At 57.8% G+C, this 18,660-nt stretch carries 14 protein-coding genes and 1 tRNA gene; 9 read left to right on the plus strand and 6 right to left on the minus strand.

Annotated elements, in window-relative coordinates; translation table 11 throughout:
• Positions 1–22 precede the first annotated feature (22 nt).
• From COA55_RS14930 to COA55_RS14945, 4 genes are all read right to left on the minus strand, one after another.
• Positions 23–310, minus strand: coding sequence for a hypothetical protein (locus COA55_RS14930; protein ID WP_290502780.1), 288 nt, complete (start codon positions 308–310; stop codon positions 23–25).
• Positions 311–390: 80 nt separating this feature from the next.
• Complete coding sequence (locus COA55_RS14935; RefSeq protein ID WP_290502781.1) at positions 391–2,484, minus strand: transporter substrate-binding domain-containing protein; 2,094 nt, start codon at positions 2,482–2,484, stop codon at positions 391–393.
• Between the two features lie 351 nt (positions 2,485–2,835).
• Positions 2,836–4,266 carry a thrombospondin type 3 repeat-containing protein gene (locus COA55_RS14940; protein ID WP_290502782.1) on the minus strand — a complete coding sequence of 477 codons (1,431 nt, stop codon included), beginning with the start codon at positions 4,264–4,266 and terminating at the stop codon, positions 2,836–2,838.
• Between the two features lie 10 nt (positions 4,267–4,276).
• Positions 4,277–5,371 carry an OmpA family protein gene (locus COA55_RS14945; protein ID WP_063520766.1) on the minus strand — a complete coding sequence of 365 codons (1,095 nt, stop codon included), beginning with the start codon at positions 5,369–5,371 and terminating at the stop codon, positions 4,277–4,279.
• A 239-nt stretch (positions 5,372–5,610) separates the two neighbouring features.
• Between COA55_RS14945 and COA55_RS14950 the strand changes: the two genes are divergently transcribed.
• From COA55_RS14950 to COA55_RS14980, 7 genes are all read left to right on the plus strand, one after another.
• Positions 5,611–7,632 carry a neutral/alkaline non-lysosomal ceramidase N-terminal domain-containing protein gene (locus COA55_RS14950; RefSeq protein WP_290502783.1) on the plus strand — a complete coding sequence of 674 codons (2,022 nt, stop codon included), beginning with the start codon at positions 5,611–5,613 and terminating at the stop codon, positions 7,630–7,632.
• Between the two features lie 109 nt (positions 7,633–7,741).
• Positions 7,742–8,350 (plus strand): hypothetical protein, encoded by a 609-nt coding sequence (locus COA55_RS14955; protein ID WP_290502784.1) that lies wholly within the window; start codon positions 7,742–7,744, stop codon positions 8,348–8,350.
• Positions 8,351–8,398: 48 nt separating this feature from the next.
• The gene (locus COA55_RS14960; protein ID WP_290502785.1) at positions 8,399–9,550 is read left to right on the plus strand and encodes a CaiB/BaiF CoA-transferase family protein; all 1,152 of its coding nucleotides are present in this window, start codon (positions 8,399–8,401) and stop codon (positions 9,548–9,550) included.
• A gap of 86 nt (positions 9,551–9,636) precedes the next feature.
• Positions 9,637–10,263 (plus strand): peptide-methionine (S)-S-oxide reductase MsrA, encoded by a 627-nt coding sequence (gene msrA / locus COA55_RS14965; RefSeq protein WP_290502786.1) that lies wholly within the window; start codon positions 9,637–9,639, stop codon positions 10,261–10,263.
• Positions 10,264–10,288: 25 nt separating this feature from the next.
• The gene (gene msrB / locus COA55_RS14970; protein ID WP_290502787.1) at positions 10,289–10,720 is read left to right on the plus strand and encodes a peptide-methionine (R)-S-oxide reductase MsrB; all 432 of its coding nucleotides are present in this window, start codon (positions 10,289–10,291) and stop codon (positions 10,718–10,720) included.
• Between the two features lie 388 nt (positions 10,721–11,108).
• Complete coding sequence (locus tag COA55_RS14975; RefSeq protein ID WP_290502788.1) at positions 11,109–12,620, plus strand: 4-hydroxyphenylacetate 3-hydroxylase N-terminal domain-containing protein; 1,512 nt, start codon at positions 11,109–11,111, stop codon at positions 12,618–12,620.
• 60 nt (positions 12,621–12,680) lie between these two features.
• Positions 12,681–12,756 (plus strand) — tRNA-Thr (locus tag COA55_RS14980).
• Positions 12,757–12,859: 103 nt separating this feature from the next.
• On the opposite strand, the gene COA55_RS14985 is transcribed toward COA55_RS14980, so the two are convergent.
• A complete protein-coding gene (locus tag COA55_RS14985; protein ID WP_290502789.1) occupies positions 12,860–13,927 on the minus strand; it encodes a transporter in 1,068 nt (355 codons plus the stop codon).
• Positions 13,928–14,008: 81 nt separating this feature from the next.
• On the minus strand, positions 14,009–15,079 hold the full coding sequence (locus COA55_RS14990) for an AraC family transcriptional regulator (RefSeq protein ID WP_063520642.1): 1,071 nt from the start codon (positions 15,077–15,079) through the stop codon (positions 14,009–14,011).
• 207 nt (positions 15,080–15,286) lie between these two features.
• Here COA55_RS14990 and COA55_RS14995 point away from each other — a divergent pair, with 207 nt between their 5' ends.
• Both COA55_RS14995 and COA55_RS15000 read left to right on the plus strand, forming a co-directional pair.
• Positions 15,287–15,718, plus strand: a complete 432-nt coding sequence (locus COA55_RS14995; RefSeq protein ID WP_290502790.1) for an SRPBCC domain-containing protein — start codon at positions 15,287–15,289, stop codon at positions 15,716–15,718.
• Positions 15,719–15,781: 63 nt separating this feature from the next.
• Positions 15,782–18,439, plus strand: a complete 2,658-nt coding sequence (locus tag COA55_RS15000) for an MMPL family transporter (RefSeq protein WP_290502791.1) — start codon at positions 15,782–15,784, stop codon at positions 18,437–18,439.
• Positions 18,440–18,660 lie beyond the last annotated feature (221 nt).

Consider the following 18,660-nt stretch of genomic DNA (forward strand, 5'->3'; position numbering starts at 1 on the left):
GTTTTTTTTCAAACGCCTGGCGTTACTTGAACAGACTGTTCTTGATGTCCTTCAGCCCATCCAGGGTGCTATCCCAGGTTTTTTCCACGCTGTCTTTCACTTCTTCCCAGCGTGCATTGCTGTCGTTACGCACCTCATCCAGCTGCGCAGACAGTTCCTTGCGCTTCTCTTTCAATTCCAGCTTACGGGTTTCCCACTGGTGACGGACATCTTCGCCGGCTTTATCCGCCTTGACTTGCAGCTGATCGAATTCATTGTCCAGTTCGTCCAGCTTGCCTTTTACCTTTTCGATGAAAGTGTTGCGATCCATCACAATCTCCTTCAATGAGTGGTACCCCAGATGATGTGGCCCATTTCCGGCTTTTCCATGGCATAGTTGTAAAATTCAGGTTAAAGCTGAGACTGCTCCTGCTCGCCCAGCGCTGACACATAGCCAAGATAGCGGTTCTTAATCTCCCGCACGTACTTCACCGGCTCAGTACCACGCACATAGCCATAGCGGGCCTGGCGGGCATACTGGGGTTTGGACAATAACAGCATGGCCTGCTCCACGTGCCCGAACCACTTGTCCGGGTTTTTACCGATACGTTGCGCCAGACGGCGGGCATCTTCCACGTGGCCATGCCCAGCATTGTAAGCCGCCAGCGTAAAATACAATTTTTCCGCCAGGTCCAGGCGAGCGGGAAAGCGTTGTTCCAGCCAGTCAATATAAGCCAGCCCCGCTTCCACGCCATTTTTCGGGTTAGTCAGATTACTGTAACCAAATTGCCGGCCGGTACGGGGCATCACTTGCAACAGCCCCTGAGCACCTGCAAAAGAGCGCGCGTTCGGATTAAAACGGCTTTCCTGGTACATCTGGGAAGTAATCAGGCGCCAATCCAGGCCATACTTAAGCGACTCTGAACGCACCAGCTCATCATAGGGGGAAATATCCCGACCTGGTTCTACCCGGTAGGCCTCATGGGTGGCGATGGTTTTCTTTTCCTTGAAATACCGGTTGTAGGTCACGTTATAGAACAGCCCCCGATAACCACGCTTTATATAACTATTGAGCTGCTCTCGTAAGGCTTGCTGGGACTCTCGGGTAACCCAGGCGATCTGTTTGGCCGGTTCGAACTGGAACAATACAGCGATGTCATCCCGGTAGGTGGATTCCATGGCAGCCAGATGACTATCGGCCATGGTCAGGTCGTAATCACCGTTGGCCACGCCATCAATCAACATTTCCGTACTGGCGTTCTCCACTTCCAGAATCTCGAACGTGCCCCCCGCCTTTTGCAACGCTTTGAGCGTGTCGTAATAGGCCGTTTCCGGGTTCACTGCCACCGTGCGCCCGGCCAGTCCTTCCACTGTATCCAGCGAGCTCTCGCCGGCTTCACCGATAAGCTGCTCATTCACTTCCAGATAACGTTCACTGAAGGACCAGCCTGCGCTCTGACGCTCTGGCGTGACGGTCATGGAGGCGGCGATAACATCGCCTTCCCCCGCCTCCAGCGCCGCAAACATGGAGGACGGCGTATCGTGCACAATAACCCGCACACGCAAACGATGCTGCTTGGCAAAGTCCTTGATCAGGTCGTAATCAAACCCCATCAATTCACCGCGCCACATAAAATAGCTGGCCGGGTTATTGGAGGTGATAACTCGCAACACCCCTTTTTCGCGAATTTCCGCCCAGCCGCGTTCTTCTTCACTGTCCACGGAGGTAATGACCCGCTCACTGGTGATGTACTGGTTGATCTGATCCAGTAATTCGCTGCTATCCGAGCGCACGGCCCAGGCGATACGACGCTTGCGATTGACCACCGGCCCGGCCACGGCCTCGCCATCCTCTTCAAGCAAGGCATCTAGCATATTGCTGTCGACGATACTTGCTGCCAGCTCACCATTTGCCACACCGTTAACCAATTCCTCATCTGAGATATTGCTGTCCAGCACTTCCAGGCTGATATTGTCGTGGCGCTTGGCCAGTTTGGTGGCGGTTTCCAGATAGGCGGACCCTTCCGGTACCGACAGCGTCACCTCCCCCATCTCCGTTAGCGGCAGGTCCGCCAGCGCCCGCGGTACCACCATGCGTTCCTGTACAGCGTTTACCGGGGTAGAAAAGGCGAGGTTCTTCTGGCGCTCCTTGGTCACCGAATAATTGGTGATAATGATGTCAGCCATGCCCTGATTGATAAGGGTGCTCAACTCACCAAAATTGTCGGCGTACACCCAGCGCGGCTCCATCCCGAGGTGCTCGACGAATTCTTCCGCCTGCTGCTGGTATTCGCTGGCCGGGACGCCATCGCGGGGCAGCCCTGAGGGCTCGTCAAACCGTGGGGCCAACAACCGAACAAAGCCCCGTTCCTTCAGCGCAGGCAAATCACCGGTTTCCTGGTAATTTTTAAAGGTGCTGACGACCTCTCCCACCTCCGGCTCCTTGTCGCAACCGGCCAGCAGCGTGACACCGAGACATATGAGGATGAATATGCCTGTTCGCATGGGTGCCCCCCTTTCCCTTCTAGTGTTTATTTCTTAGCTCAGGGTACCAGCCTATGCCCATCAGGCGATACTTTTTAGGTGATCCGTACTTATCTCCGAAAACGGCGTTTGCGGCTATACACCCCAGAAGCAGTTAACCAGTACGCTATTTGTGCTCAAGACAGCCAGGAAGCCTCTGAAAACGCCGGCGCCCGGAACAAAAAAAGCCTGAACCTCTTCGGTGACAACGCATTCTTTTCGGAATCATTGCAACCGGTTTGGTTCAGGCCTTTCTCTTGCCCCGAGGCGCTATTGCTATCGTTCGGAGCCGGGCCCCGTGGGGGCCCTTTCCTTATTTACTTGCTTTGCCGATCAGGGCGTACCGACACAAACATCGTGCACACGGAACGACTTGTTGGCATTCACCAGGCCAGCATAGTCCAGCTGAATGGAATCGAACGGCTGGCTAGATGCCGGGGCAGCAATGAAACGCTGATCCGAGTTGGCACCCAGGCCCAGCAAGTCCAGATCCAGCAACCCGCCGCCTACGGTAGCGCTATCCACTTCCACGCCGTCATTGAAGAAACGAATGGTAATGAAGTTGCCAAGCAGTTCCAGATTAAGCAGCTGCGAGCTCGGGTCGCTGACCACAAAGCCGACAACGCTGTCTGCAATATCCACGGACTGGTCAATGGCGTCCGCCGCCACAAACCCGCCACCGTAGACCAGTGCCGCGCCAATATTTATCTGTGCGAATGTGGCGTTATTTCCGTCAATTGCCTGACCCTCGTCATCCACGGAGCAACCAAGGCATACGCCCAGCACGCCGCTGTCTGCCGTGTAATCCGTATTGGCCAGCTGCTGGTAAGTGGTGGTAGCGGAACAGGTGAAACCGTCGTCGTCACAGACATCGCCTTTACCATCACCATCGCCATCAGCCTGATCTTCATTAGGAATCATCGGGCAGTTGTCAGAGACATCCGGAAAGCCATCGCCATCGGTGTCAGTGGGATCACCGCCACCGCCATCACAAACGTCACCAATGCCGTTACCGTCGCTGTCCGCCTGGTTCGCGTTGGCAGCCAGTGGGCAGTTATCAGTGTCGTTGTCCACGCCGTCACCATCACGGTCGTCGTCACACACATCACCAATGCCATCCAGATCCAGGTCAGCCTGGTCAGTGTTAGGAATGTTCAGGCAGTTGTCATTGGTATCAAGGATGGTGTCACCGTCGCGGTCGTCTTCGCAGACGTCGCCGATACCATCGGTATCCGTGTCTTTCTGATCCGCGTTTGCCGTGAACACACAGTTGTCATTGGTGTTATCCACACCATCGCCATCCGCGTCGTCATCACAAACATCACCGATACCATCGTTATCCACATCACCCTGTTCCGGGTTGAAAATGGCAGGACAGTTATCTACCCCATCGTCGATACCGTCGTTGTCCTGGTCGTTGTCCTGATCACAGGCATCGCCAATACCGTCGCCATCAGTGTCATCCTGAGTCGGGTTGGCAACCAGCGGACAGTTGTCAGTGGGGTTGTCTTCCCCGTCACCATCACGGTCGTCATCACAGACATCGCCGATACCATCACCATCCTGATCTTCCTGCATGGCATTGGGGTTAGCGGGACAGTTGTCCACGTTATCGGGAACGCCATCATTGTCCTGGTCAGCATTATTACCAACCGGAGTGTTGCCGCCACTGCTGCCATCTCCATCCGCTTCACAACCAGCCAATCCAAGACCCAGCAAAGCAGCCAGCATGATTACAAAAAACGATTTGCTATACATATTCATGACTATTCTCCTACTGCTCGCTAACGCGGAATTCAACGCGACGGTTCATGGCACGGCCTGATGAGGTCTCATTGCTGGCAACCGGAACCACTTCACCATACCCACGAGCGGTCAGACGCTCTGCTGCTATGCCATTATCAATCAAGTACTGGCGTACAGCCTTGGCACGTTCATCGGAAAGGGTTTCGTTGTATTCAGCGCTACCGGTGCTATCCGTATGGCCTGCAATCTCGACATCGAAGTTCGTCTGAGATTTCAGCGCTTTGACAAGACGGTCCACTAGCGGACGGGAGGTCGCGGTGAGCTTGGCAGAATTGAGCTCGAAGCCAATGTTGTTGAAGGTAATGGTCTGGTTGGTTAACAGACAGCCATCGCCATCCACCTTGCCGCCGGCAATGGTGTTCGGGCACTTGTCACGGTTGTCAGGAATACCGTCGCCATCACTGTCGGCAGCGGCCACTTCCACAACTTTCTCGACTTCACGGGTTTCGTAGACAATTTTTTCCACTTCGACAATCTTGGTCTGGCCGAGAGGTACTTCCAAACCCAGAGAGAAGCGCCAGTCGTTGAACCCGCCTTCATCTTCAGATGCCGTGCCGGTAATACCGTCGAAATCGTCATACATATAACGGGCTTCAGCGCGCAACTTCAGGCCGTTATCAAAAATAGGACCGGTAACCGCACCCAACCCCACATTGGCGTGCAAATCAAAGCCATCATCATCGTCTGGCACCACATCGTTGTAGATGCCACCGATCTGGGCCAGAACGAAAGGCGTAAAGCCTTCGCGGTCGCCAAAGGCATAGGCCACACCGGTACTTACCGTGTACTGGTAATAATCCGCAGCGCCTTCGACACCGGAATCCAGGCCATACCCGGCACCTTCGGTTTCCCACCACCAGTGATCGGATAATTCACGGCCATAGACCAAACCGGCACCCAGCCCCTTGCGAGACAGATCCCGATCTTCGTCCAGTACCAGATAGTGCAGCATGGGCGCGACATACTGCCGCGTGTTGGGCTCTTTCATGTCCTCTGCGGCAATCGCTTGCGTCGCTAATGCGACACTCGCTGCCAGCATGGATATACGCGTGCTTCCTTTCATGACTACCCCCCTTGGGTATGAATGATCTGTGCAACCATTGGAATAGGTGGGGAAAGAAAAAAAAATAGGCGTCCGGTGCCGTTGCGTTGGAATATTGTTGTGAACCCGTTCATGTTCCTGCTTTCTGTATCTAAGCGTATCTTTTCGTATCCTTCACGCCCGCTCAGCAACAAAATGCACCCGTTTGCACCAACAGCACCAAATTGGTACTTTGGTGCAAATTATAAGAAAGCCGGATTATGAAGCCCACACACCCACGCCGTATCCGCCGCTGGCTGCTGGTCATTGTCGCTCTCATTGTTATCGCCGCCCTGGCCCATACCGCCTGGCCGTTTCTTTTTTTTCCCCGTCAGCAGGTCGACATTCACCTTGGCGAACCACTTGCGCCCAGCCAGGCCACCGCGCCGTTGGCAGGCATTGCAGAACGGGACATCACCCCGCCAATAGGAATACCCAAATTCGGTTATTCCGCCTGGGCCAAACCTGCAGATGGTTTTCGCACCCGATTGAAAGCAAGGGCCTTTTATTTACATGCGCCCGGGCAAACACCGCTCGCTATCGTGCAACTGGACCTGGGCACCGGCTCTCTGCCGCTTCACCATCGCGTGGCAGAACGCATCGCAAAGAAAACCGACGTGCCTGCACACGCGTTATCTTTACTGGTGACCCATACCCATTCCGGCCCGGGGCAGTATCTGGGCAGTGACTTCTATAATGTCTTTGGCAGCAACAAACCCGGCTTCGACCCGGCCTTGTTTGAATACCTGAGCGAACAGATTGCCGACGCGGTCATCGCAGCCTATACCTCCCGACGGGAAGCCCGCTTCGCAGTGGGCCAAAGCGACATCCGGGGCTATACCCGTAACCGTTCCATGGGCGCCTGGGCGAACAATTTCCCTGACGGCCAGCACCTGGATGACGACCCGATGATGGCGGTCAACCCCACCATGACCCTGCTGCGCATCGACCAGAAGCAAGGTGACCGCTTTGTTCCTGCCGGTGCGCTTAGCCTGTACTCCATTCATGGCACCGCCATTCCCCCCTTTACCCGTCCTTACCACGCCGACGTCTGGCACTGGATCAGTGGCACACTGGAAGATGAACTGGCAAGCACAGCCCCCGGCTTTATCCATGGCGCCGCCCAGGCCACCCACGCCGACAATAACCCGGCCTGGCACACAAACCAGCGTGGCGACCTGGAAGCACAACGTATTGGCACCGCTCTGGGCGAACACGCCGTACAATTATTTCACTCACTGGATAACCAGCTCACCGGCACACTGGAGACCGCTATCGCCAGCCGCCAACTGAACCTGCTGGAGCAGATCGACACAGAGCGCTTCGGACTCTGTGAGCGCGCCATAGCCGGCGCCGCCGTCGCCGGGGCCGCCAATGGCGATGAAGTGTTTCCGATTTCCTACTTGCCCTTTCTCAAGGAAGACTGGCCTCGACGCTTTTTCACCGACAACTGCCAGGGCGTAAAACAGTGGATGCTCTCCAAGCTGCAACTGCTGTTACCCGCAGAACGCTTCCCCCATCAGGCCTTATTCCAGATCGTACGGATCAACGAGCTGATCATCGTGCCGCTGCCCTGGGAAATCACCCTGGAAAGCGGCAATCGCCTGCGCAATGCCGTTACCGATACCTTGCCCGCCGGCACGAACTGGAAAGTAGAAGTCTCCAGCCTGGCCAACGGCTATTTCGGCTATGCCGTCACCCCCGAGGAATACCAGCGGCAATACTACGAGGGTGGCCACACGCTCTACGGCCCCCATACCCTGAATTTCCTGATTGGCCAAAGCACGAAACTGAGCCGCGACCTGCAACAAAGCGGCAACATCAGCGGCGACATCAACGACATTCCCCGCCAACAGACCTTCTCCCTGCTTGCGCATCAGTACTTTCCTGAAGCACAGCAAACGGCAGCCCCGGCCTCTCCCACGTCTGTCCAGTGGCAAGGTCATCCTGCCCACCAGCCCGGCGAGCCCACCACCGGCCCTTACTGGCGAATCTCCCTGCTGGCCGCCCCCGCCGAACAGCTGGCCCTCGACACGCTGGAGCTTGCTATCCACTGCCAGGGGCAACGTGCAACCACCGATGACGGCGCCGCGCTACAACTACAATGGCAAGCGCAACAAAACAGCCAAGACAAATACGAAGTGCGCTGGTACCCCGCCCCCCGGCAGCCACAAACAGGCTGCCGCTTTGCTTTTTCAGCCAACCCGGCAGCCCCGGTGCAGCACTCCCCGGCGATCCCCTAGCGGCCAGCCTGAGGACAAGAGAATGTGCACCAGTTGATGTGGCGCCACTGCGGCGCTGTTACACTAGACCCAGCCATTGAAGGCACCGCATTCGCCGCCGGAGATTTCCATGCGACCGCTTTTCCGATACCTGTTACCCGCCCTCTTCGTTGCCGGTTGCGCCAGCACCACGGACGTGACCACCCGCTTCACCGACGAGGGCAGCCACCCGCCGCAAGATACGTTGCTGCTGGTCGCCCACACCCCGGAAGGCAACATCCGCGAAACCTGGGAATTAACCTGCAAGGATATATTTTCAAGTAATTCGTTGACCGTTTTGCTCAGCCATCAGGAATTACCGTTATGGTATGAAGGCGGAAAAAAACGCATCCTCGACTGGGCGCAAGAAAACGATGTAGAGCGGATTCTGGTGGTCGAGCTGACCCACTTGCTGATAGATGCTGCCGCACCGCCTGCGGCCGGCAACCAGCTCAACCCCATGGAGCAATCCGCCGGCGACGTACAACCGACCTGGAAAATCGGGATCGGTGGCGACCTGGCCAAAGACGAGGTACCCGACGCCCTGCGGCAACATGGCGCAGAGCTGATCAATGCCGACGGCAAACCTCTCTGGACCGGCATCGCCACCACCCACGAGGCCAGCAACGCCGTTGCCATCGCCAAAAGCCAGTGCTCGGCCCTGCGTCGCAGCTTGCGTGAACAAGCCCTTATTCCCTGACCGGCCAATGTCCGTCAGGGAACGGTAAAACGGACTCTGACAACGGACATGAACATTATGACAGGCCCACTTAACGGACTGACCTTCATCGAACTGGCCGGCATTGGCCCCGGCCCCTTCTGCGGCATGATGCTTGCCGACATGGGCGCCACCGTTATTCGCATCGACCGCCCCGGCGGTAACCCGCATTCCGCCATCGGCCACACCGTCCTTTTCCGCAATCGCCAGAACCTGGCCGTAGACCTGAAAAGCCCCGAAGGCATCGAAACCGTTCTGAAACTCTGTGAAACCGCCGACGGCCTGTTCGAAGGTTTTCGTCCCGGCGTCACCGAACGCCTGGGCGTGGGCCCGGAGCAATGCCTGGCCCGCAACCCAAAACTGGTCTACGGCCGCATGACCGGCTGGGGCCAGACCGGCCCACTGGCCCAGGCCGCCGGCCATGACATGAACTACATTTCCCTGTCCGGCGCCCTGCATGCCATGGGCCGTGAAGGCGAAAAGCCCGCCATTCCCCTCAACCTGGTGGGCGATTTCGGTGGCGGCGGCATGATGCTTGCTTTCGGCATGGTCTGCGCCGCACTGGAAGCCCAGCGCAGCGGTAAAGGCCAGGTGGTCGATTCCTCCATGGTAGAAGGTTCCGCCGCCCTCATGGCCATGTTCTACGGGCTCAAATCCCAGGGCATGTTTACCGACAATCGCGGCACTCACATGCTTGATTCCGGCGCACACTTTTATGAAGTGTATGAAACTGCGGACGGCAAATACGTCTCCATCGGCAGTATCGAACCACAGTTCTATGCCCAGCTCTGCCAGCTGGCCGAACTATCCGCCGAAGACTTTGGCCATCAGATCAACCCGCCCAAATGGCCGGAAATGAAAAAAAAGCTCGCCGCCGTCATCAAACAGAAGACACGGGACGAGTGGTCCGCCCTCATGGAAGGCACCGATGTCTGTTTTGCACCGGTTCTCAGCCTTGAAGAAGCGCCCTCACACCCGCATAACGTAGCCAGAGAATCCTTTGTTACCGTCAACGGTGCCGCACAACCGGCACCGACCCCGCGCTTCTCACGCACCGCAGCCGGCGAGATAAAACCCGCCACCACTGCCGGAGCAGATAGCCGGGCCGTACTGAGCCAGGCCGGCTTCAGTGACAGTGACATCGATGGCCTGATCGCCAGTGGAGCCATCAAGCAGGACTGATCCCTGCTTGCTCTCCACTGGCTGCATTGACCTGTAACACCTGCCGGGCCACAAGCCAGGCAGGTGTTCGCCCCATTGGAGGAACCATGAACGTAGTGATCCCCGGCACATCCCTGGCCATTCACCCGGAACGTTTCCCTGATCCCATCGACGATCTGCCCGCCAATGGCATGGCCAAAGCGGTTCTGGCTGGCGGTTGCTTTTGGTGTGTGGAAGCGGTCTATCTGAATCTGGAAGGCGTGAACGCCGTGGTGTCCGGTTATGCCGGCGGCCATGCTGCCCGCGCCAATTACGAGGCCGTCTGTACCGGCACCACCGGCCATGCGGAAGTGATCGAAGTAGAATACGACAGCACCGTCATCAGCTTCGGCGAACTGCTGAAAGTGTTCTTCTCCGTCGCCCACGACCCCACCCAGAAAGACCGGCAAGGCAACGACCGGGGCACCCAGTACCGCTCCGCGATTTTTTATCACGACGAGGCCGAGAAAGCGGTGGCCGAGGCGTACATCCATCAGTTGAATAACGCCGGCGCTTTTATCGCCCCCATTGTTACCACCGTGGAACCGCTGGACGCCTTTTACCGCGCCGAGGATTACCACCAGGATTTCGCCCGTCGCAATCCCAACCAGGGCTACATCACCCATATAGCCAAACCGAAAGTGGAAAAGCTGATCCAGGCCTTTCCCGACAAACTCAAAACCCGGACACCTTAACCAGACAAACTCAAGGGAGTGCCTGATGACCCAAGCACTGTCCGCCAGCGGCTTCGATCTGACGCCCCTGAGCGAAGAAGAGAAACAGGCCCGCGCACAATCGCTGAGCGAAGAAGAACGCCGCATCCTGCTCAACCAGGGCACCGAGCCACCGTTTTGTGGCGGCCTGCTGGATAACAAGGACGAAGGCACCTACCACTGTAAACTGTGTGACCTGCCGCTGTTCGCTTCCAGCACCAAGTTCGAATCCGGCACCGGCTGGCCCAGTTTTTATCAACCTTTCGATCCGCAACACATTCGCGAACTGCGCGACAGTAGCCACGGCATGATCCGTATAGAGATCCGCTGCGCCCGCTGCGATAGCCATCAGGGGCACGTCTTCCCCGACGGCCCACCGCCCACTGGCCAGCGCTACTGCCTGAACTCTGCCTCCATGGTGTTCAAGGCGCAGAATTAATCCGTCCCATCACCAGAAGCGTAGCGAATAACCTCGCTGACGGCGCGATAACCCAGGCCGACTCTGCTGTAGGAGCACCTCTCGAGGTGCGAACCTGAGCCTCGGCGAAGGATCGCCTTCAGATTGCCTATGCGCAAAACAGGCGGTTCGCACCTCAAGAGATGCTCCAACGGCTAATGGGTTTATCGTGCCGCCTACACAGCCAGCCTTCCCCGCCCTTAGCGCCACGCTGACTTGACCACAGAGCACAGCGGCACTTTCTGTCATTGCCTTGGATTACACACTGTTTACCATCGGAGATGACTCTCAAGTCACCCTATTCCCGATGATATTGCTTCCCGCGCCGGCCTGCGGCGCAGAGCAGAACAACACGATCCCAGGAGGCACCATGAACGCCGCGCCCCCGGCTCCAGCCCGTGAAGAATCCGCCCAGACCCGCTGGGACCGCATTCCCGTCATCAAGACCGGTGACGACTACCTGGCCAGCCTGCGCAACCGCGGCACTCGCCTGTTCCTGTTCGGTGAGCTGATTGATGAGCCTGCGGACCACCCCATCATCAAACCCAGCATCAATGCCCTGCGCGCCAGCTATGACCTGGCCATTGACGATCCAGAACTGGCCACTGCCTGGTCACCGTTGATCGACGCCCAGGTAAACCGTTTTCTGCACATCGTGGAATCCCCCGGCGACCTGGTAAAAAAGAACAAGATGCAGCGTCGCATGGGCCAGATCACCGGCACCTGCTTCCAGCGTTGCACCGGCCTGGACACCATCAGCGTGCTGCACTCCGTTACTTATGAGATGGACGAAAAACACGGCACCCAGTACCACCAGCGCTACCTGGAGTTCCTCAAGGAAGCCCAGCGCAAGAACATCCTGATTGCCGCCGGCATGACCGACCCGAAGGGTGACCGCAGCAAGCGGCCCGCCGAGCAGGCCGATCCGGACATGTTCATGCGCGTCACCCGCCGCACCGACAAGGGCATCTACGTCAAAGGCGTGAAAGCCCACATGACCGGTGGCTGGAACCAGCACTGGATCTGCGTGCTGCCCACCATGAACCTCACCGAAGGCGACAAGGACTATGCCGTGGTCGGCATGATCCCCGGCGACGCCGCCGGCATTACCTATATCTACGGGCGCCAGAGCTGCGACACCCGGGCCATGGAAGGCGGCGACATCGACCAGGGCAATGCCCAGTACGGTGGCCAGGAAGTGCTGGTGTACTTCGATGATGTGTTCATTCCCCACGAGCACGTGTTCATGGACGGCGAATACGAATTCGCCCAGGAGCTGGTCACCCGCTTCACTGCCTATCACCGCGCCAGTTATGTCTGCAAAACCGGCCTGGGCGATGTCATGGTCGGTGCAGCGGCATCCATCGTGGAATACAACGGCCTGGAAAAAGTCAGCCACATCCGTGACAAGCTGGTGGAGATGACCCATCTCAACGAAACCATCTATTCCTCCGGTATCGCCAGCTCCCACGAAGCGAAGAAGATGCCCAGCGGTATCTTCATGAACGACACCATGCTGGCCAATGTGTGCAAGCACAACGTCACCCGCTTCCCCTACGAAATTTCCCGCCTCGCCCAGGATCTGGCCGGCGGCATCATGGTCACCATGCCCAGCGAACAGGACCTGGAAAACGAAGAAGCCGGAGACATCATTCGTCGCTTCCTGAAAGGCCGCGAAGACATCCCCACCGAGGACCGCATGCGCATCCTTAGGCTGATCGAAAACATGACCCTGGGCCGCAACGCCGTGGGTTACCTCACCGAATCCATGCACGGAGCAGGCAGCCCGCAAGCCCAGCGCATTCAGATTCTGCGCGGCATGGATGTGGAGAAGAAGAAGTGGCATGCCCGCAAACTGGCCGGCATCAAGCAGGAAGCCTGATTCCTGCTTGCCTGCAGCGGGCGGCCTGCTAAACTAGCGCCCGCCCCGCACAACGGGCATGCCGGGATAGCTCAGTCGGTAGAGCAACTGATTCGTAATCAGTAGGTCCGCGGTTCGATTCCGCGTTCCGGCACCATTTCGAATTCCACAAAAAAGCCGCTCCTGATCATCAGGAACGGCTTTTTTGTGGGCGAAAATCGCCGCAGACGATCGCCGCCAGCGACACTACTACGGCAGGGTTATTTCCCGCCGAAGGCTTTCTGCCAACCTACGGTAAAGGTGTAATCGGTTTCCATCTGGATACCATGCAGGGATTCCTGCACTGGCGCTTTGTACTCCATCGCCAGACGGTGGCCTTTCAGGGCGCCGTTCTTGCCCAGCAGGTTCAAGCCCACACCAATATCCAGCCGCTGGCCACCCTTGGCATCCGGGTCCGCCGCCGGGTTCATCATCGGTGAGATGGTCAGGTCTTCAGCAGAACCGTTAATACTGGTCCACCAGCTCTTATACGCTGCCACAGACACCGATGCCCACGGAGAAACAGGCTTGGCCGCCCAGGCAGTCAGGTACTTGCTCGAACCCAACTCATAACCCTGATCATTCTCATCCAGAGGAATGTTGGCACTGACCTGCGCGCCCCAGCTCCAGCTGTCATATTGCTTGTTCAGGGTCAGCCCCGGGCGCAACTCATAGCTGCCGGAGCCCAGCTGCATGGGGTAAGGCAGCTGCAGATCCTGACCCGCCATGGGAATGTAGTCTTCTTCCTCGATGGAACCGGTGGGCAGCCCAAACACCATATTCAGATGCAAGCGGTAGCCGTTTTCGTCATAGAACTTGTAGAGACCACCGATGCTGGCATCACCAATGCCGGAGGTTTCCGTATCAAACTCGCCTTGGGTGGTGTTACCCATCATGGTCATGCGGGTCTTGGTGGTCATCTCGTTGGTGCTGTACGGCAACATCGCCATCAGGGTGAGGTTATCCGTGGGCGCGTACATGGCGCCAAGCATATGCATCTGCATGGTCATCTCGTACGGCAGGGCTTTCATGTTCATCATGCCCATGCCCGGAATCTCGGCAAATGCTTCATCCGTGCTCAGAGAGTCACTACCGGATTTCGCCCCACTCATGCCCATGCCCATATAACGGTAGGAAAGCATCCACTCACCCTTACCGTGCGTGTGGTCACCCATCACAGAAATCGGCGCATGGCTGTCAGCGCGCCCGCCATCATAGTGGGCAAGCACAGCAGGACTGACAGTAAACAGCGACAGCGATATCGCAGCGGACAAAACGGAACGAGACATGACATTTCCCCGGCATTGAATATTCGCCCGCAAGGATACGGGCCCGGGAAAAAATACCAATGTGGCAAAGTGTCACACCGCTCAAGCGCGAGAGTCAGTGGGCGTGAGCTTACCCGGCTCCTGGTGAAACGTTTTCTGGTATGCCTTGCGATATTGACCCGGCGCACACCCCTGCCAGCGCTTGAACGCATGGTAAAAATTGGCGGTATCGGAAAAACCCAGTTCAGCGGCCAGGCCGTGCATGTCGCAACGGGGCTGGCTCAGGGCCTTGCAGGCATGCTGATGGCGCACCTGATCACGCAGTTGTGCAAACCGCGCACCTTCTTCCTGGAGGCGCCGCTGGAGCGTACGCGGGGTCATGGCCAGCGCATCGGCCACCGCTTCCATGGTCACCGTATGCTCACCGAGTAGCCGCTCCAGATGCTTGATCACCTGCCCGGTAATACCCGCCGCCCGAGACAGGCCTGCCAGCACCTGGTCCGCAGAACGGCGTAATCGTTCATTGTATTTCGGATAGGCGCGGGGCAACGGTGTGCCAAGCAGCTCGGCACTGAACTGGATGGCATTCTGGCTGGCAGCAAACGACAACGGACACTGGAAAAAGGCGCCATAGCTTTCCAGCTCATCAGGCGATGGCTGGCCGTGCAGGAAGCAGGCGCCAGCCAGGGGCATTTCCGCCCCCAGTAATGAGCGCCCGATGGACACCATGGTGGCCACCACGACTTCGTTGTGTGCCCGCGTGGCCGTAAAGCGCAAGGTCGGGTCCTTGCTGATCACCGATAGCTGCACATTCTTGCCGTGCAGGTCGAGAGAGAAATCCAGGTAGGGAACCACCAGATCCTTATAGCGAAACAGCATGCCGATCCCGTTATCCAGGGTATTGGCGGTAGCCATCAGGTTACCCAGCAAGTCCAGATTGCCATAATGGTTATCCGCCCCCACATGCAGGCCGAATAGCGGATCATCACTTTCCGTAAAGGCGGCATAGAGCAACGCATCCAGCTGCCCGAGGCTGATGAAGCGATCGCTGCGGCCGACAATATCCGCATCGATTCCCACCTGCTCGAACAAGGCCTGCACGTCCAGTTGATCACGTAACGAGACTTCAAGAAGCCCCGGCAAAATCGAGGCCGGTAACAGTGTTGTTGTCATGCTGACTCCTCGCAATCACCCGAAACTAGGCAAAGGCCCCGGGCAGGTCAACAACGTCTGCCGAATTGGCCCGTTTTACCGACTGGAGGTTGGTGCCTACTGTGCGTAATCTAGGGAGCTTTGAATAATGGCTTTGGTGCTATCGCAGTGGCCTGCGTCACGCACTTCCTGGCAGCCCCTTCCACCCAATAAAAACACGGATGCAGCATGCTAAAACGTTATCTGGTCGACGAAGTCACCGACACCCGCGCCTCCCGCAAACAAGCTTTCAAACTGTTTGCCGACGCCGACAACTGGGCCAGCTGGTGCTCGGTGGTCCGCCACGCCCGGTTACTTAATGGTGGCTGGCGCCCCGGTGCCCTGCTGCTGTTTGTGGTCGACCTGCCTCGCCTGCCGCCAGCCCCCGTGGTGGTGAAAGTACTGGAATACAAGGAAAACGAGCGTATCACCTGGGGGCTACAACTACCGTTTGCCCGCATTATTCACCGCTTTACCTTTATCGATGATGGCCAGGGCGGCTGCCGGGTACATCAGGAAGAGTGGACTGAAGGCCTGCTGACCTTGCTGGCCTGGCCCGCCGGCAAAGCCATTCACCGTTTCGATACGCAGTTCGCGGCAGAATACGCAGCCATGTTCTGAAAACGGTCTGTTCGCTGTATACCGTGCAAGACTGAACCCCCTGTAACGTAAATCGGATACCTCATGACCCATCGATTGTTTAAGGCCTATTGCCAGGCCGTACTGGCACACCCTGTCTTCTGGCTTGTGCTGCTGGTGTTGCTTTGTGGCGTCGCTGCCACGCAGGCCCGCAACTTCAAGATCGACGCGTCGGCGGACTCCATGGTGCTGGAAAACGACAAAGCGCTGGAGTATTACCGCAAGGTTTCCAAACAGTACGGCGGCAGTGATTTCCTGGTCATCACCTACAGCCCCAAAGACAAACCCCTGTTCCAACAGAACAGCCTGGACCACCTGCAATCCCTGCAGCAATCGCTCAAGGATGTGGACCGGGTCAGTTCGGTCTACAGCATGCTGGATGTGCCCCTGCTGTTCAGCCCCCAGGTGGAATTCAGCGACCTGGCCAACGACTACCGCACCCTCACCAGTGACGGCGTGGATCTCTCCCTGGCCGAAAAGGAATTTACCGACGAGAACCCGCTCTACGAAGACTTATTGGTCAGTGACGACGGCAACACCACCGCCCTATTGGTGAGCTTCGAACGCGACCAGAAATATTACGACCTGCTCTACAAACGCAACGACCTGCGCGACCAGCAACGCAACGGCGAACTGAACGAACAAGGCCAGCAAGCACTGGAAGCTGCCACTCGCGCCTTCAGTGACTACAGCAGCCAGATCCAGCAACGCACCGCCGGGGAAATCGACCAGGTGCGTGAGATCATGGACCGCTATCGGGACGACGCCAACCTGTTCCTGGGCGGCGTGCCGATGATCACCACCGACCTGGTGCGCTTTATCCGCTCGGACCTGAAAGTGTTCGGCGTCGGCGTGCTGGTCTTCCTGATCCTCACCCTGTTCCTGATTTTCCGCCGCCCTCGCTGGGTGATCGTGCCGCTGGCCTGCTGTGGTGTCACCGTCCTGACAGTCACCGGCTGGCTGGGCTGGATGGACTGGAAGGTGTCCGTGATCAGCAGCAACTATATTTCCCTGCTGCTGATCATCACCATGTCTATCACCATTCACCTCACCGTGCGCTTTCGCGAGCTGCACGAAGAGAACCCGGACGCCAGCCAGAAATGGCTGATCCGCGAGACCGCCGCCCACATGATGCGCCCCAGCATCTACATGATCCTCACCACCATGGTGGGCTTCTCCTCCCTGGTCATCAGCGGCATTCGCCCGGTCATCGACTTCGGCTGGATGATGACCCTGGGCCTGGGCGTGTCACTGATCGTCTGCTTTCTGGTGTTCCCCGCCCTGCTGGCGCCGCTATCCGCCGGCACCCCCCGGCAAGGCCGTGATCTCAGCCGCGAGCTGACCCTGGCCTTTGCCGGCTTTACCGAGCGCCACCGGCCCATTCTGCTGGTCGTCGCACTGGCCGTGATCATCGCCTCCCTGTGGGGCATCAGCCGCCTGACCGTGGAAAACCGGTTTATTGATTACTTCCAGAAAGACACGGAAATCTATCAGGGCATGCTGCAGATCGACCGCAAACTGGGCGGCACCACCCCGCTGGATATCGTCATCGATGCGCCCAAGGCCACAACCGCGCAAAAAGCCGCCCTCAACCAACCCGCCACCGGCTGGGACGGTGACAGCATGGAGGACAGCCCCAGCGACCCGTTTGCCTCTGACAGCCCTGACGAGGCTGGCAACGCGGATCCCTTTGCCAGCAGTGACCCTTTCGCGGCAGACAGCGCCGATCCTTTTGCCGACGGTGACCCCTTTGCCAGCGAGGCCGGTGCAGACCCCTTCGCGACGCCGAAAAAGGCTGAACCCAATCCGCTCAAGGGCGCTTACTGGTTCACCCCGGCCCGGCTGGGCCAGTTGGTGGACATTCAGGACTACCTGGAATCCCTCCCGGAAACCGGCAAAGTGCTCTCCATCGCCACCACCTACGAGGTGGCGGAAAAACTGAACGGGCGGCCGCTCAGCTATGTGCAGCTGATGCTGCTGGCCAGCTTTATCCCGGATGATTTGCGCAACCAGCTGGTCAAGCCCTACCTGTCTGACGACGGTGACCAGGTGCGCATCAGCGTACGGGTAATCGATTCCGACAAGAACCTGAACCGTAACGAACTGCTCGCCAAGATCCGCACCGACCTGCAAAACGACTTTGGCCTGCAGCCGGAACAGGTGCACCTCACCGGCGCCATGGTGCTCTACAACAACATGCTGCAAAGCCTGTTCGACTCCCAGATCAAGACCCTGGGTTATGTCTTTGCGGCGATTCTGTTCATGCTGCTGATCCTGTTCCGCAGCCTCCCGGTGGCACTGATCAGCATGGTACCCAGCCTGATCTCCGCGTCGCTGGTACTGGGGCTGATGGGCTGGATCGGCCTGCCGCTGGACCTGATGACCATCACCATCACCGCCATCACCATTGGCATCGCCGTGGATGACACCATTCATTACATCCACCGCTTCCACGAAGAACTGCCCAAAGACAACGACTACGTGGCCACCATGAAGCGCTGCCATGGCTCCATCGGTAAAGCGATGTACTACACCTCGCTCACCATCATTGCCGGCTTCTCCATCCTTGCTCTGTCCAGCTTCAACCCCACCGTCTACTTCGGCCTGCTCACCGGCCTGGCCATGCTGGTCGCCCTGCTCAGCAATCTCACCCTGCTGCCAGCACTGCTGATCACCGTCAAACCCAAACTCAGAGCGGGCTAACCCCTCCGCCGGCCACTGAGGGAGCTTGCAAGCAAGCTCCCTCGCCCTTCCTGTCCCTCTGCTTTACCGCAAGGCGGAAATGGCACAAGTAATCGTCGCCACAATAACGCCTCCTTCTAGCCCAATGCTGTTCACTTAAGAGAAGCAGCGCTACGCCAACATCTTCGTCATGCGAGCATGACTTCCCACCAATCCCGAAGTTTGAGGGAGGTTGTGGGAAG

Source organism: Alcanivorax sp. (assembly GCF_002733835.1).
Classification (GTDB): domain Bacteria; phylum Pseudomonadota; class Gammaproteobacteria; order Pseudomonadales; family Alcanivoracaceae; genus Alcanivorax.